A 15,233-nucleotide genomic window follows, 5' to 3' on the forward strand; every position below is an offset into this window, starting at 1 on the left:
GGCTCCGCTGCCAGTGAACAACGTACTGGGTTTACACAGCTAGGCCGCCGGTCCAACGGCGGATCACGGCCAGGCGTTCGGCACTGGCGACGTTGACAGCAAGGCCAACGGCGCCGAGGCGCTTCAGCGTTTCGCCGCGGCTAGCCAGCCACTGGCGAGCCAGCTCGTCGTCGCCGAACAGGAAAAGGGCTGCAGGCCAGGTGCGCTGAGCGCACGACCCTGGACCGTGCCGGGCGTCAGCCGCTGCGATCACACGGGACAACCCTGCGCCAGGCTGGGCTGGGGCACCGGTGCCTGGCGCTGCGCGGGCACAGGTTCAGGATTGAGCCTCTGGTAGTAGGGCAGGGCGGAGACGCCGCCGCGGTCTTCGGCCACGGTGAGGTTGGCGGTCTGGGCAACCAGCGGCAGAGCAAGGGCGAGGAGCGAGAGGATCTGCTTCATGGGTTCGAGGCCAGGAGATTCAGGCCGGTGACCCGGCTCAGGTGTTTGGTGAAGAGTTCGCGATACTTGGCGGCAGGCGCCGCGCCAGCGGGACGGTGATAGCGTCCAGCGACGTTGATCCAGTCGCCGCCCTGGGCGCGCAGCTCGGCAAGCATCTGCGCTGCGACTTCCAGATTCTTGTAGGGGTTGATCGCTTCACAGGGCGAGACGCCGCGACCGAAGCGATGGCCGTTCCAGCACATGTCGACCTGAGCGATACCGACGTCGACGCGCTTGGCGCCGGCGATGTTAAGCGCGACCATGAATGCGGTGCAGGCATCAGCGCGGGTCGCAAAGCGATAGCCGGCGCCCGCAACGTTGAGCGTCCAGGGCCAGGGCATCAGCTGCATACCTTGGCCGCGCAGGCGGGTGCCGCTTTCCTGCAGGGCAACTGCGTACAGCACCTCGGAAGGGATGCCCGCCTGATGGGCGGCCAGTTGATAGGCGGGCGGCGGTGTCTCGGAAGCCTGGGCGCCGATCGCAAGTGCCTGCAGGATCACACCGGCGCCGAGCGCCTTGATCATTGCCGTAGCCATTGCCCATTCACCTCGCGCACAATGGCCGGCAGCTCTCCGCCCAGACCGAGCTGAACCCATCGGCCAGCATCATGGTTGAGGGTGATCTGCCGCGTGCGTACCTTGGCCGGATCGATGCCGGCGAGCACCGCCCAGCGGCGAATCCGGGCATCGTCGTTCCGACTGCCGATCAGATAAAGGTCGAAGGCCTGGCCAGCGCTCCGCAGGGCTTGGACCCGTTTGGTACAGGCCGCGCAACTATCGGTCACGAACACGGCGATCTTCCCGTTGCCGCGTACTGCCGGGCTGGCCTGCGGCGCGGCCTGCATCGGCTGCAGGTTCGGGTAGAGCCGGTTCCAGGCCTCGCGGTAGGCCTGGTCATAGGCCAGTTCCTTCTGTACCCGCTGCGCCTCAGCGCGCACCTACAGCTCGGCGTAGCGGTGCCGCTCAGCATCGGACCGGCCTCGATGCCTAGGGCGGTGAGCGGATCCAGTCCGGGCGAGTAGACGCCACGACTGCCCTGCATCAGGGTCCGGTAGCGCTTGAATTCCTGACTGCTCAGGCCCCATTCCTGGGCGACGGCACTGTCGTTACGTTGAACCGAGCTTTGGCGCTCAGCGCTACCTGTTTCGCCCGAGAAGACTTGGGGGGCGACCAGGTCAGCGGTGAGTGCCGGTGCGGACGGCGAGAACAGGATGAGGGCGACTGCAAGGTTCGCGGTAAGAAGAGGGGACTGTGGGCGCATGGAGTGCCTCTACTATTTAACGGAAAGGATGCGTGTAGCGCCGTCGACGCTGAACTGCGCCTGGCGGTCGTCGAGACTGGCTAGCCGCCAGCGGGTCCCGCCGACGTTGTCGCCCCGGGCGCACTAGGTAGAGCTCGCTGAGCTGGGTGCTGCCGGGCGGAGCGACGGAGAGGAAGCGCTCGCCGCCGCGGTATTCGATGCCGACGACGGTGAAGGGAGGAGGGGTGTCGACCGGCTTGGGCGGTTCGGACTTGCGCGCGGTTGCCGGAGCGCTGCGCTGCTTGGGAAAGATCAGCGGGGGCGGTGCCTTGGCAGGCTCCACTGCTTTTCGGCGCAGATCGCCTAGGTCGTTTTGCAGGCCTTCGATCTTCGCCTCGAGCACGACCAGGTCGCCCGCCTGGGCCATGCCCTGCAGCGCGGTCTGATTGGCACGCTGGATCTCCACCAGCATGGCCTGGGCGGTATCGATCCGTTGGGACAGGGCTTGCTGACTGGCCCGGAAATCGGCGTCTTGCACCGGCTTGCCGCCGGCGAAGCCATCCATCTGATCCTGCATCTTATCCAGACGCTGGGTGATGGCGTGGACGGTGTTCTGGTCAGCCGTCGCGTTCAGGTCATGATTGACGTGAGACAGCTCTACTTAAGATAGAGGCACGCACCTGACAAGGGGCGGCCTCAAGAATCAAGTGCAACACGTCATTTGAATTGGAGGATTTCCTCCCCCACGGCTTCGGCCGGGGTCTTCCAGCCCAAGGTCTTGCGCGGCCGTCCGTTCATCAGCTTGGCTACCTGATTGAGATACTCCTGGCTGGCCTGCGACAGATCCACGCCCTTGGGCAGGAACTGGCGTAACAAGCCATTGGTGTTCTCGTTGCTGCCGCGCTGCCACGGCGCGTGCGGGTCGGCGAACCACACGTCGATCTTCAACCTGCGCATCAGTTCCTCGTAGCAGGCCAGCTCCGTGCCCCGGCCGCAGATCAAGCTCTCATGCAGAAAGGTCGGCAACTTGCCCATCTGGCGGGTGAAACCTTCCAGAACCGCCTCGGCCGTACCACCGTCCATCTTGCACAGCACAACGAAGCATGTTTTGCGCTCCACCACGGTGCCTACGCAGGAGCGATTGAACGCGCCCTTGATCAGGTCGCCCTCCCAATGCCCCGGCACCAGCCGGTGCTCGATCTCTGCCGGGCGATGCACGATCCGCAGCTCCTCCGGCACCCGGGAACGCTTGGCCGCGCTCGTGCGCCGGGTGCCGCGCCTGGGCTTGCCCTGTCGCAGCGCCTGGATCAGCGCCTTCTTCAAAGCCGCCACATGGGTGAGCGTAGATCGCCGCGTATATCGTCTCGTGGCTGATCCACTGACTGGGGTCGTTCGGGTACATGGCGCGCAGTCTGGCCACGATCTGCTGAGGAGACCAGCGTTCGTACACCAGATGGCCATGCATCAGCTGAAACAAGCTTGTTCCTCCAACCAAACGGCGCGGTCGGACGCTGCGCTGGCGACGTGGCCGATATCCCTCCGCCGCAGCGTGCGCCGAATACACAGGTCCGGCCGAACGCCAAACCTCGCGGTCCAGCGTCGAAGGGCTACGCCCCGAACGCCGGCCGATGGCGCGTAAGCTCGCTCCCCGGTCTCGCTCCACCTGCAGTACCGCGCGCTCCTCTGAACTCAAGTGACTGTACTGTTTTCCACCGCAACACCCTACATCCGCTGGGTGTTGCACCTGGAAGTTGAACCTGTCCTTCGGCTTGGCCGACCTGGTTCCGCGTCTGCTTGACGCCGCTGCCACGGCCCCTTGGCCTGAGTGCACCTTGCGTGGCGTCCTGAATTTTCCCGCTTAAACTCCGTGCTGATAAGGTGTTTTGAAGCGCTACTCGATTTTAATTCAGAACTTCAGAAGGATCATGCCTATGTCGGCTTTAATCGAGGATATTGGTGCGTTAAGGGCGTTTGTTCACGCCGCCGACCTTCGCAGCTTCAAGGCTGCAGGCGAGCAGTTGGGCGTGTCCTCATCTGCCATCGGCAAGGCGATCCAGCGTCTGGAAAGCCAGTTGTGTGTCCGGCTCTTCCACCGTTCGACGCGTGCGATCAACTTGACGAAGGAAGGAGATTTGTTTCTGGCACGTTGTCGCAAGATCCTCGGCGAACTTGAATTGGCGCAGGCTGAATTGGCGCAAGAGACCGCCAAGCCACAGGGACGCCTGCGGGTCAGCTTTCCTGTCGCCAATGCCCTGTTCACGCCTCTGGTTATGGAGTTCATGGCAGCGTATCCCGCTGTCAACCTCGACGTCGATGTCAACGATCGCATCGTCGATGTGATCAATGAGGGATTTGATGTCGTCATTCGGTCCGGCGCACCACAGGATAGCCGGCTCCACCACCGCAAGCTGGGTAAGCTCACCTATCGGCTGGTCGCATCGTCGGAATATCTTGCCAGGCACGGGCGCCCTGCCGGTGTGGCCGATCTCATCAACCATTGCTGTCTGCGTCACCGCTATCCGCAAACCGGCAAGCTCGAGCCGTGGCCCGTGAGTATCGGAGAAGACGACAACGGCATCGTCGTACCGGAGACCTTTGTCACGACTACGATCGATCCTCTGCTCGATATCGTCTTGGCCGGGTTCGGAGTCGCAGCCCTCCCTGACTCCATCGTGCGCTCGCATCTGGATAGCGGCGCGCTCGAGGAGATCCTTGTCGGCCGACTGGGACAGACCGGCGTTTTGCACCTGCTCTGGCCCTCACATCGGTATCCGTATCCCAATGTCCGCGCATTTGTGGACTTCTTTTCCGCTCGCATGGCGACACTTCTTGCAGAGCCATGATGGTTCTTCGTCTCAATTCGCCTCCATGGCGTCATTCTGCTCCGTAGTGTTCGGAGTCTCAGCCCGATTATCAGTCGAGACGTAACTGCTACAGTGGCTGTGCGCCGAACAACCGACCTTCCCGCCTCTTTCATGCGGAACCACGGCGCGGTGGAAGAGCAGACAACGAGAGCGAAGACAGACATGACTACTACCCTCAAGTCAAAGAACACGCTTAAGCCTATGCAGATCATGGAGAAGTTCTACGCTGCCGAGGCACCCTACGTACAAGGCGGCGGGGTCGCCGCAGGCCTGAGTTTCGACGACGTCGCCGCAACGCTGCATCCCGATGTCACGCTTCACGAGAGCCCCGATCTTCCGTGGGGCGGCACCTATCGAGGACACGCCGGCTGGCAGGACTTCTTCTCAAAGATGATCGACGCCTTCACAGCGCTTGAAATCATTGATATCCACCCCTTTGAACAGGACGATACCGTGGTGATTTACTGTAAGATGACCACTCATTCGCGTGCCAACGGCACGGTCATGACGCACCCAATGGTGCAAGTCATGACCATGAAGGATGACCGCATCTTCGAAGCACGCGCCTTCTATTGGAACGTGCCAGACTATATCGCCGCCGCAGGCCTATAGTATCCAAACGGGCGGTCTCAAGAATCAAGTGCAACACGTGATTTGAAGGCGAGGATTTCCTTTTCCATCGCCGCGGCTGGCGTGGCCCAACCCAATGTTTGGCGAGGACGCCCGTTCATCAGCTTGGCCACGTGATTGAGGTATTCCTGGCTGGCCTGCGACAGGTCCACACCCTTGGGCAGGAACTGGCGCAGCAGCCCGTTGGTGTTCTCATTGCTGCCCCGCTGCCATGGCGCATGCGGGTCGGCGAACCAGATATCAATGTTCAACCGTCGCATCAATTCCTTGTAGCAGGTCAGCTCCGTTCCGCGATCATAGGTCAGGCTATCGCGCATGAACGCAGGAAGCTTGGCCATCTGCCGCGTGAAGCCTTCCAGCGCCGCCTGCGCGGTGCAGCCATCCATCTTGCACAGCACCACAAAGCGCGTCTTGCGTTCGACCAACGTGCCCACGCAGGAGCGATTGAACGCGCCCTTGATCAGGTCGCCTTCCCAGTGCCCGGGGAGCAGCCGGTGCTCCACTTCTTCAGGCCGATGTGCGATGCGCAACTCCTCCGGCACCCACGAGCGTGTCGCGGCGGTGGTGCGTGGCCGGCCTCGGCGCGGCTTGCCCTGCCGCAAGGCCTCCACCAGTGCCTGCTTCAGCCCGCCACGCGGATGCGCATAGATGGCCGCATAGATCGTCTCGTGGCTGACACGCTTGCTGGCGTCGTCGGGATGCATGACTTGCAGTGTGGCGGCGATCTGTTGCGGAGACCAGCGGTCGAACACCAGGCGGTCGTGGACGAACTGGAACAGCCACGTCCCCTCGATCAGTCTGCGCGGCCGAACACTGCGCGTTCGCCGGGTTCGATAGCCGACTGCGGCTGTATGCGCCGAATACACCGCATCGTCCAGACGCCGAACCTCGCGGCTCAACGTGGAGGCACTACGTCCCAGACGGCGACCAATCGCACGAAGACTTGTCCCCTGATCACGCTCGAACTGCAGCACTGCGCGTTCCTCTGGCCCCAGATGACTGTACTGTTTTCCCATTCCAACACCCTACTCTCGGCAAGGTGTTGCACTTGGAAGTTGAGTCTGCCAGGCAGCAAAGCCTAGGGAGGCAAGTGTTTGAGAGAGGGAAGGGTGCTTCCTAGGGGGCCTCGCACAGGATGCTGTGCACGGTCGCAGAAGCGCGGAAGGAGATCAACAGGAAACCGTATCTGAATGGAAAACGGTTAGGACATTCGATCAAGGTGAGCCTCGTGGAGACATTATCTAGCTGGCGACAGCATGGCCTTTCATAGTATGAATAATGTGTGACTGACTAGTCGCAACTTGAACTTTTGGTCATTGCTCTGCTCCGTATCTGCGCTATTACAATTACCTGCAAGGACGACCACTCGTGCAAGAAGCAATTGATATGTTGATAACTGCCTTCGCCCCTCACTCGTGTCTGGCGATTCCTCGACGGGCAGATCGATCTCTTCTATTCACGATTACTGACAGGTACCGTGCAGTTACTGTTACGCGAGTCATTCCTTTGCGCGAGCTTCACTGCAATACATCCCTAGCGATCATCATCAAGGACCTACAGCGTGACATTGTCCATGCCGTGGGCGCGCTTGATAGCCAGTGCTTGACAGGTCTACGCGTCAAAGGGGCTCGCCTCAGGCGCTTCGATACCTAGATGGGAGGGGAAAGGACGCTTAGGGGGCCTTGCACAGGATGACGTGCAAGGTCACAGAATCGCAGGAGGGGGCAGCAGGAAACCTTATCCAGATCTCAGGAGTTTAGCTTTTGGGTTGCAGCGCCGGTCAACCTAGGCGCTACGGTGCTCGAAAGCCTTTGGGGCTGAAGTCGGTTCGACATAGGCGCTCAGCCGCTTCAACTCCTTTTGAAGCCTCGCGATGATGGCATTCATCGCGAAGGGGTTGAGCGTATGGTCATTGGTGATCTGGATGTAGGTGAGCTTGACCGACTCACTGGGGTGATAGATGGCGACGAGGATCTCGGTGAGCGAGACCCTACAGCAGTCTACGCGGAAGGGGTAGAGCCCAATACTCAGTGCGCGTCCTGCGCTTTCCAGTCCATCCTTCACGTCCTAGTCCTTGAGCTAGATTGACTCGAATCATGTCCAGCAATGATGATAGCGTTGTGCTATGGCGCCAGGTAGTACGGTTAATCGGCGCTATACGGTCAGAACCCGTGTTGGGCATGGAGAGCTCAGGCTCGATCAAGGAACCTATCAATCCAGATTGCGAGCGATGTGTCGGACCAAGTCAAGCGGGTACCGACTCTGAATAATGTTCTGCATCAGGTCACGCTGCCGCTTCGGGAGCATTTTGACGCAGCGTCGGGCCGTGTCACGCATGGCGTTCTCGGTCCCATGGATGCGCAGTGTCAGCATCAGAGCCAGTAAGCAATAGTTCAGGTCGCGCTGTGGTGGCTTGGCCATGTGTATCTCCAGTCATTGGCGACGAGTGACGTCAGATGGACAGCTTAGCGATTCCTTTGCTATCTGTATAAATACACAGTCTGACGAAAGGAGGCTCACTTTGCCATGCCTATCGAATTTGTCGCCAATCTGATTCCGTCTGAAACGGCCCTACCGATCTTTCTCTTTCGCGTTCCTTGCGGATTTCCCTCACCTGCGCAAGATAATCTTGAGTCGGTCATCATCGCTCGATGACCTGCTGAACATCAAGGCCCCACAGACCTACATCGTCCGGGCTACCGGAGACAGCATGATGGGCTGGGCATCTTTCTTAACGACTTGTCAATCCTCACCAGGGCGCGTTAGGCGGTACCCGGTGACGTCGTGGTCGCTGCGCTCAACCGCGAGCCGCTGATCAAGACCTTACAGCGCAATACCAGCGGTCAGTACGAGCTGCACTCGGCCAAAACCGACACTACAAACCGATCTCGGTACGGGAAGAAGAGGAGTTCGAGGTCTGGGGCATCGCTATCGATTGCCTGCGGCGCCTTGGTCATGCGTGACCAAGTTTATGCCATCATCGATTGCAATAGCTTCTACTGCACCTGCGAGCGAGTGTTCAGGCCGGACCTAAATGGCGTCCCCGTCGTGGTGTTGAGCAACAACTATGGTTGTGTGATAGCTCGGTCGGCCGATGATGTGGAATGGATTCAGCAGCCAATTTCAGAAGGAGGCTGACGAAAGCTGTAGGCAAACGCGTCAGCGCCATCGGCTTCATGCGAAGGGCCACACTAGTACGGGGTTTGGTGGAAAGGTGCCCCCAAGCTCATAACAATTGTCTTTAATTAACAACTACTTCGAGTAGCGATGGCCGCTTCAGGGCGCGAGCCGGGATGATCGTGGCGGTCTAGCACAAGCGCGCCGCGCATCCATAAGCTTCGCATTTCAGAAACGCGCAGCTACCACTGGGAATGAAATGCAGACCGTCCAGCAGTAAGGCGCTACGGAAGGCGACGGTCGTGCCGAAGTAGCTAACCAGTTACACGGTACTCCGCACATTACCTGAAAAGTAGGGCGATACAGCCCTCGCGGTCTACCTCCATTGCTATCTCTCCACTACCTTCTGTGAGTCTGCTATGAACCTGTTGACCCCCGCTGTCAGGGTGATGAATCGTCTGAGGTTTCCCGCCAAATTTGCCTGCCTGGCCGCTATTATCTTGGCACCCTTGTTGTTCCTCAGTTTTTACCTCTACCAAGATATTCAGCAGCAGAGGATTGGTCTAGCGCAGGAGATCGAGGGCCAGCGCTATCTGGTCCAACTGACACCGGTCGCCCGACTGAGCATGCTGCAGCGGGCCCTAACCAAGCGCCTCCAGGATGGAGATTCCTCGGCCCAGCAGGATTGGCAGAGCAATCGCGACAATCTACTTAAGGCCTACGACGACCTTGCTCGGCTGGATCGTGAACTGGGTGGCCTGCTGGAAACTGGGGATCGCGTCAGCCAGCTACGGCTAGGTACTGAGCGCTTGTTGCAGGGGAAAACGGGAACGTCCCTTGAGGTGTTCGAAGCTTGGAACGAGCAACTGACCAAGACTCTTAATTTCTTTTATCACGTCTCAGCCACTTCGGGCTTGGCGCTAGATACTGACTACGTGAGCTTCTTTCTTGTCGATCTCACCTCGCTGCGCCTGCCGCGAGGGATCAATTTCATCGGTCAGCTGCGCGGCCTGGCTACTGGCCTAACTACTACTAATAGGTTAATAGGTTCGATCCGGCTAGTTTGAATGTGGCGCGCAGTGTGGTGCGCCAGGAGCAGCAGGCTGCCGACGAATTGAACCAAGGCCTCAGACTCCTAGAGCGCCAGGCGCCTGAGCTGGCCCAGCGCCTTAAAGACGATCTAGCACAGGCGGCGAACGATTATGCTAACTTCCGGCAGGGCATGCAGACCGCCATGACCGGTGAGGGCGCAGTCTTCGGAAGCGCCCTAGGTGCCCAGGGCAACGCTGTTGTCGCGCGTTACTACAAGGTTCAGGAATCAGCTCAGGGCATCCTCTCCCAACTGCTAGCCGAGCGTCTGGCCCAGCAGACTGCCTTGCGCAATCTAGTATTCGGCATGATCCTCGGTGCGTTGCTGCTCCTGAGCTATACCTTCGCCGGTATCTACCAGGTATTGCGCATGGGGATCGCCGAGCTGAGCGGGGTCACCGCTGCCGCTGCCCAGGGTGATTTGAGTCGCCGCTCCGCCCTACAAGGACGTGACGAAATCGCCGACATCGGGCGCGGTCTCAATGCGATGCTGCAAGCCTTCGGCCGCTCGTTGCGTGAAGTCGACCTGGCGTCCTCCGCGGTCGCCCAAGCCTCCGGTTCCCTGGCCGGCTCCATCGGCCAGGCGCGCTCGACCATGCAGTCCCAACAGGCCGAAACCGATCAGGTGGCGACTGCCATTACCGAGATGACCGCCAGCGTGGCGGACGTGGCCAGAAACACCGAAGGTGCCGTGGCGGCCGACCAGCAGGCCGATCAGGCGACCCGGGAAGGCGCTCAAGTAATGCAGCAAACGCTTCAGGCCATCGAAGCCTTGGCGGCTGAGGTAGATCTCAGTGCTACTAAGGTTGCAGCGCTGGAAAGCCACAGCCAGGCCATCGGAGGCGTCATCGCGGTGATCCGCACTATCGCCGAACAGACCAATCTGCTGGCGCTTAACACCGCCATCGAAGCCGCTCGCGCCGGAGAGCAGGGCCGCGGTTTCGCAGTGGTCGCCGACGAGGTCCGCACCTTGGCATCGCGGACTCAGACCTCCACAGAGGAGATCCGGTGTATTATTGAGCAGTTGCAGGCCGCTACCATTGATGCCGTTAATCAGATGCAGGCTAGCCGTGGCCATGCGTTGGTTGGCGTCGAAGCCGCCGAGCAAGCCAGAATCAGCCTGGCCAGCATCGGTTCCGCTGTGGAGCGTATCGTAGATGTCAATGTGCAGATTGCAAGCGCTGCTGAACAACAGGCGGCCGTGTCTGAGGAAATTAACCGCAGCACCACTGGCATACGCACGAGTACCGTGCAGGTGTTAATCGGAATCCAGTCCGACGCCGGTACCGCCGAACGTCTGGCAGGTCTTTCTCATGATTTGAACGGCGTGGTCTCGCGTTTTCGTTTAGGTGCTTAAGAAACCACTCAATAGTCTCTCACTTACAAATACATGCGGATTCCAGCTGACCTGCAGTAGCTAGGTCAGCTGGACCTAGCTATTAGAGAGCGGTTGATAGGAGCAAAAGCTAGTAGTTCACGTCCCTCTTTACGGTCTTTGTTCCGAATTGATATAACTAGGAACCGGTGAATCGGGGGACGCATTTCGTCCCCCCGTTTTAATTGCGTTCGGTGTCCATCTACCAGGCGTAGCGAGGTCCTCTAGGCTGCTGACCAGGGTTTCCATGGCCTTGATACCGTCTTCGACAGCGGCGCGCTCTTCTTCTTGCAGCGGGATCTCCTGAAGCATGCGGGTGAGGTTTGCGCCTGCTTCAAGGGCCTGGACTCTCGCTGACTTCTTAGGCAGATAGAAGGAACACTTGGCACACGCCATGCGGTGCGGATACTGATCAAAAAAGTCGTAAGTACACAGCCCATGCCGGAGATCATAGTAACGCCAGGGCTCTCCTCGAGCATACGTGCCGCTGCGCACCGCATTTTGGTCAATCAATACGGAGATCGCACGCAAATTGCGTTCGAAGTATCCCGTTTGCTGGAGGACGCTCGTGAGTTTGGTTGGCGTCACCGTGACGTAATGCTGGGTGGATTGCGGGGATGCATGACCGAGCCAAGCCTGCAGCTCGAAAAGACCCAGCGGCTCCCTGGCATTGAAAAGCTGGCAGGCAATGGTGGCGCGGGCACGGTGGCTGGTTATGCGCCCACGCGTGTCTTCCAGAGGGATGGCTGCCTTTTTGCACAGTAGCGGGATGAGGGCTTTACTCAGACAGGCAGCGCTCACTCGCCAGCACGATGGGTGAACAAGTATTCCACCATGCTGCCGGTCTTGGCATCCGGCATGCTCGGATGGGGTCGCTGCTGTGCCTCCAACGCTTCGATTGCCTGCCCAACGACGGCATCAACCGGTTTGGTGAAGGCAGTCGACGACCTATTGATGGGCACATCGAGCAGACACGTCGGTGCCTCACTCGCCTATATCCCCCAATACGTCCTCGACTCCGGCACTGCCGCTACGGCTGTGCGTCCACCGCTATTACTCAAGAGCCGAAGACCCTGCCTTCCAGCAGCTATTCGTGGTTTGGAACCGGGCGGCGCCGATCCTGGCAGCCGCGCCGGCCGGCACGATCGCCAACGTCGACGGTAAGTCCCTGTTCGTTGCGCCCTTGGATGGCGCTCTTTCGCTGTTCCTGTCGCAACACCTCAGTCCGACATCGGTCGACTGCAACGTCTTCCGGCCTGAGGACTTCGAAGGCATCAGCGCCGATGAGTTTGGAGAGCTGCAGGGCGCCTTGGAGCACTGGATGGCTGCGCCAGCGCGCCCCATCTCACCTTGCAGACGTGCTCGCTGCAACTACCAAGAGGCAGGAGCGCCACGCGAATGGCAGTGGTCTGGCGAGACTCTATAGGCGTTCAGTAGCAAGGTTTCACGCGTGACAGTCCGCCATGGCACGTCAGGTCCGCTTGCCATGGGGCCAACCCGTGCCAGTCGGTAGAGCGCAAGTATCCTGATAGGTATACTTGCGCTCTCGAAGCATCCCTTGAGGCTCGAGATCAGTCTTGCATCCTGCAAATCCGCGACGTGCCCTCTCGAAGACGCGCTCAGTGAAAATATCGACTTCGCGTATCGAGACCCTGCAGCAGCTCGCTGATGTCCTCCAAGCGGCCGGCACACAATGTGCAGCACGCCATCACGCGTCTCCACGGTCCCGTCCAACCGTAGCAGCTGTGACGCCACCGGCTCCCGCCTCTGGCGCTCCGCCAAGGTACGCCACACCACCACTTTCATCATCCCGTACTCGTCCTCGAGCGTCACGAAGGTCACGCCGCTGGCGGTACCCGGGCCGGCTGACCATGGCGCCGCTCCTTCAGCTCCTTCGAGCTCATCAGCCGCCGGGCCGACAGCTCCGGCCGCAGCAGGGTGAGTGGGTGCGGCGCCAGGGTGGTGCCGAGAGACGCATAGTCCGAATAGAGGTCCTCACCCACGGTCGGTGCGACCAACTCCCGGATTTCCTCCTCCACCACAGCGCCCTCAGCAAAGAGGGGCAGCTGCGGCTCGATCGCGGCTATCGACCAGCGCGCCTGGAATCGGTGGCTGGTGAGGCCCTTCAAGGCTCCCGCATCCGCCAGACACTCCCGGGCATTTGCATCGAGGCCTGCACGCAGGCACAGATCGGTGACATCGCGGAATGGCCGCTGCCGGCGGGCCTGCTCAACCGTGCGCCCAGCTTTCTCGGCCGGGCCCCGCACCATCCGCAGCCCCATCCGGATCGCCGGCTGCGAGTTATCAGCGACCGGCTCGAGGCTGCAATCCCAGTCGCTGCAGGTCACGTCTACCGGCAGGGTCTGCAACCGGTGGCGCCGGGCGTCCTGCAGGATCTGGTCTGGGCTATAAAAGCCCATCGGGTACGAATTGATCAGCGCCGCCGCGAAGGCTGCCGGTTCGTGGCATTTGTGCCAGCAGCTGGCGTAGGTGAGCAGGGCGAAGCTCGCCGCATGGGACTCTGGAAAACCGTAGCTGCCGAACCCCTCGATCTGCCGGAAGATGTCCGCGGCGTAGCCGTTCGCGAGCATACGCGAGGTCAGTCGCTCCCGATGGGGCTCCAGCCCGCCATGGCGCTTCCAGGCCGCTATGCTGCGGCGCAGCTTATCGGCTTCGCCGGGGGTGTAGTCGGTCGCGCGGATGGCAAGCTCCATCACCTGCTCCTGGAACAGCGGGACACCCAGGGTCCGGCCGAAGACGCGCCCCTGGCAGAGGATACCCTGCTGCCGTGCGAAGCGGACAATGTCGTGCACGGTCAGGAAATAACTCTCGTATGCCTTATCAGCGATCAGCTGCAGCTCCTTTTCGATCTGAGCACGCAGGCGATCCGACAGACCCTCCGGCCAACGCCAGGCGCAACCTTCCTCAGTGAGCACCCGCAGCCAGCTGGTGGCCGTGTGGCCCTCCGGCACCACCTCGCTGGGGTACTGGTAGCGCAACTCGGCCAGGCTGAAAGTGCAGCGTTCGGCGATGCGCAGGGTCTCCGCCAGCAACTCGGGCGGATAGCACCTCGCCAAGGCCTCACGGGTGCGCAGGTGACGCTCCCCATTCGGGAAGAGCAGCTGACCAGCCTCGGCCACGGGGACGTGATGGCGGATCGCGGTAATCGTATCCTGCAGGGCGCGCCGGCCGCGGCAGTGCATGTGCACGTCACCGGTGGCCGCCAGCCCTACGCCCAAGGCCGCACCCAGCCCCTGCAGCTGCTGCAGCCGCACCTGGTCGTCCTGATCGAAGTGCAGCCCGGTAGCGATCCATAGCCGGCCGGGAAACATCTCCAGCAACCAACGCACCGCCTCCGCTCCCCGCTCCGGTATCCAGAGCGCAAGGAGGCCGCTGACCTGGTCGAGATCCTCGCGCAGCAGCCGGTAGCTCCCCTTGTCCGCACGCCGGCGGGCAAGGGTGATCAGCCGGCACAGCTGCTGGTAGCCCCGCAGGTCTTCCACCAGCAGCACGAGCTTAGGGCCCTGGGGTGAGGGCGGTCCCCCGTTCAGAAGCTCACACAGGCGCTCAGGCGCGCCGTCCGCGGTTCGCCCACCGCCACCTGCAGCGGACTGTTGGCGCTCGAGGGGTAGTACTGCTTGTTGAAGAGGTTATCCACGTTCAGCTGCAGCCGTGTCTGGTAGCCGGTCACCGGCAGACCCCAGCGCAGGAAGGCGTCGGCCACGGTGTAGCTGCTCATGTAGAAGCTGTTGGCGTTGTCGCCGGCCCGCTCGCCGACATAGCGCGCGCCGCCGCCGACATGCCATCCGCCGAGGGTGGACGGTACCAGTAGATGGTGAGTCAGATAGAGACTGCCGCTGTGCTTGGGTGCCTGGGTCAGGCGATTGCTCTCGTTACTCGGGTCGTCGAGGATCTCGGTGTGGTCGTAGGCGTAGGTGGCGATCATGTCCCAGCGCTCGGCCAGGTGACCGGTCAGGTCCACCTCCAGGCCGCGTGACCCTACCTTGCCGGCGGCTTCGCTCACACTCACCCCGTCCACGGTGCTGGTGGTCACTACATTTTTCTTCTCGATGTCGTAGAGCGCCACGTTCAGATTCAGGCCGGGCGTCAGGTCGTACTTGGCACCGACCTCGAAGCTGCGACCTTCTTCGGGATCGAAGGCGTTGCCGCGGTCGTCCACGGTGGTGTTCGGCACGAAGAAGCGGCTGTAGTTGCCATACAGCGACAAGGTCTCGGTGGCCTGGAACACGAGGCCGGCGAGGGGCACGGCGGTGTGATCGCGTTTGTCCAGGTTGACCACGTGGCTGTTGCCGAGCCCCTGGTCGCTGTACTGATCGAAGGTTTGATAGCGGCCACCGAGTACCAGGATCCAGCGGTCGTTCAGGTGCCAGTTGTCCTTGAAGTAGAGCGAGGTGGATTCCAACTTAATTATCCAGATC

13 protein-coding genes and 5 pseudogenes are annotated in these 15,233 nt (G+C 60.9%); 6 read left to right on the forward strand and 12 right to left on the reverse strand.

What is annotated here, in order from left to right:
* Nucleotides 1-31 precede the first annotated feature (31 nt).
* The 7 genes and pseudogenes from RND78_RS26735 to RND78_RS28590 form a co-directional block, all read right to left on the reverse strand.
* Nucleotides 32-253, reverse strand: a complete 222-nt coding sequence (locus RND78_RS26735) for a DUF2859 domain-containing protein (protein WP_312733159.1) — start codon at nt 251-253, stop codon at nt 32-34.
* Nucleotides 250-441 carry a hypothetical protein gene (locus RND78_RS26740; RefSeq protein WP_312733146.1) on the reverse strand — a complete coding sequence of 64 codons (192 nt, stop codon included), beginning with the start codon at nt 439-441 and terminating at the stop codon, nt 250-252. Before RND78_RS26740 ends, RND78_RS26735 begins: the two co-directional genes overlap by 4 nt.
* Nucleotides 438-1,016, reverse strand: coding sequence for a transglycosylase SLT domain-containing protein (locus tag RND78_RS26745; protein WP_312733148.1), 579 nt, complete (start codon nt 1,014-1,016; stop codon nt 438-440). Before RND78_RS26745 ends, RND78_RS26740 begins: the two co-directional genes overlap by 4 nt.
* Nucleotides 1,001-1,740, reverse strand: a pseudogene (locus RND78_RS26750) (TIGR03759 family integrating conjugative element protein). Before RND78_RS26750 ends, RND78_RS26745 begins: the two are co-directional and overlap by 16 nt.
* Nucleotides 1,741-1,756: 16 nt before the next feature.
* Nucleotides 1,757-2,296 carry a hypothetical protein gene (locus tag RND78_RS26755; RefSeq protein ID WP_312733149.1) on the reverse strand — a complete coding sequence of 180 codons (540 nt, stop codon included), beginning with the start codon at nt 2,294-2,296 and terminating at the stop codon, nt 1,757-1,759.
* Nucleotides 2,297-2,436: 140 nt separating this feature from the next.
* Entirely contained in the window at nt 2,437-3,042 is a 606-nt protein-coding gene (locus RND78_RS28585) for an IS30 family transposase (RefSeq protein ID WP_409457140.1), read from the reverse strand.
* A gap of 313 nt (nt 3,043-3,355) precedes the next feature.
* Nucleotides 3,356-3,550 (reverse strand): annotated as a pseudogene (locus RND78_RS28590) (hypothetical protein); the annotation flags it as partial.
* Between the two features lie 100 nt (nt 3,551-3,650).
* Between RND78_RS28590 and RND78_RS26765 the strand changes: the two are divergent.
* Both RND78_RS26765 and RND78_RS26770 read left to right on the forward strand, forming a co-directional pair.
* Nucleotides 3,651-4,562, forward strand: coding sequence for a LysR substrate-binding domain-containing protein (locus RND78_RS26765; protein WP_312733150.1), 912 nt, complete (start codon nt 3,651-3,653; stop codon nt 4,560-4,562).
* A gap of 183 nt (nt 4,563-4,745) precedes the next feature.
* Nucleotides 4,746-5,195 (forward strand): nuclear transport factor 2 family protein, encoded by a 450-nt coding sequence (locus tag RND78_RS26770; protein WP_312733151.1) that lies wholly within the window; start codon nt 4,746-4,748, stop codon nt 5,193-5,195.
* A gap of 17 nt (nt 5,196-5,212) precedes the next feature.
* Here the strand turns inward: RND78_RS26770 and RND78_RS26775 are convergent, their stop codons facing one another.
* Nucleotides 5,213-6,229, reverse strand: coding sequence for an IS30 family transposase (locus tag RND78_RS26775; RefSeq protein WP_312733152.1), 1,017 nt, complete (start codon nt 6,227-6,229; stop codon nt 5,213-5,215).
* A gap of 769 nt (nt 6,230-6,998) precedes the next feature.
* Nucleotides 6,999-7,277 (reverse strand): hypothetical protein, encoded by a 279-nt coding sequence (locus RND78_RS26780; RefSeq protein WP_312733153.1) that lies wholly within the window; start codon nt 7,275-7,277, stop codon nt 6,999-7,001.
* Between the two features lie 891 nt (nt 7,278-8,168).
* On the opposite strand from RND78_RS26780, the pseudogene RND78_RS26785 reads away from it, so the two are divergent.
* From RND78_RS26785 to RND78_RS28605, 4 genes and pseudogenes are all read left to right on the forward strand, one after another.
* Nucleotides 8,169-8,309: pseudogene (locus RND78_RS26785) on the forward strand (DNA polymerase V subunit UmuC); the annotation flags it as partial.
* Between the two features lie 440 nt (nt 8,310-8,749).
* Complete coding sequence (locus RND78_RS28595) at nt 8,750-9,397, forward strand: hypothetical protein (protein WP_409457141.1); 648 nt, start codon at nt 8,750-8,752, stop codon at nt 9,395-9,397.
* Between the two features lie 392 nt (nt 9,398-9,789).
* Nucleotides 9,790-9,861 (forward strand): annotated as a pseudogene (locus RND78_RS28600) (hypothetical protein); the annotation flags it as partial.
* A gap of 204 nt (nt 9,862-10,065) precedes the next feature.
* A complete protein-coding gene (locus tag RND78_RS28605) occupies nt 10,066-10,776 on the forward strand; it encodes a methyl-accepting chemotaxis protein (RefSeq protein ID WP_409457142.1) in 711 nt (236 codons plus the stop codon).
* A gap of 129 nt (nt 10,777-10,905) precedes the next feature.
* On the opposite strand, the gene RND78_RS26795 is transcribed toward RND78_RS28605, so the two are convergent.
* The 3 genes and pseudogenes from RND78_RS26795 to RND78_RS26805 form a co-directional block, all read right to left on the reverse strand.
* Nucleotides 10,906-11,595 (reverse strand): hypothetical protein, encoded by a 690-nt coding sequence (locus RND78_RS26795; RefSeq protein ID WP_312733155.1) that lies wholly within the window; start codon nt 11,593-11,595, stop codon nt 10,906-10,908.
* An 818-nt stretch (nt 11,596-12,413) separates the two neighbouring features.
* Nucleotides 12,414-14,033: pseudogene (locus tag RND78_RS26800) on the reverse strand (OB-fold nucleic acid binding domain-containing protein); the annotation flags it as partial.
* 308 nt (nt 14,034-14,341) lie between these two features.
* The coding region (locus tag RND78_RS26805; RefSeq protein WP_312733157.1) for a TonB-dependent siderophore receptor at nt 14,342-15,233 on the reverse strand (892 nt) is incomplete at its 5' end.

It is taken from the genome of Pseudomonas oryzihabitans, assembly GCF_032027545.1.
In the GTDB taxonomy this organism is placed as follows: domain Bacteria; phylum Pseudomonadota; class Gammaproteobacteria; order Pseudomonadales; family Pseudomonadaceae; genus Chryseomonas; species Chryseomonas oryzihabitans_F.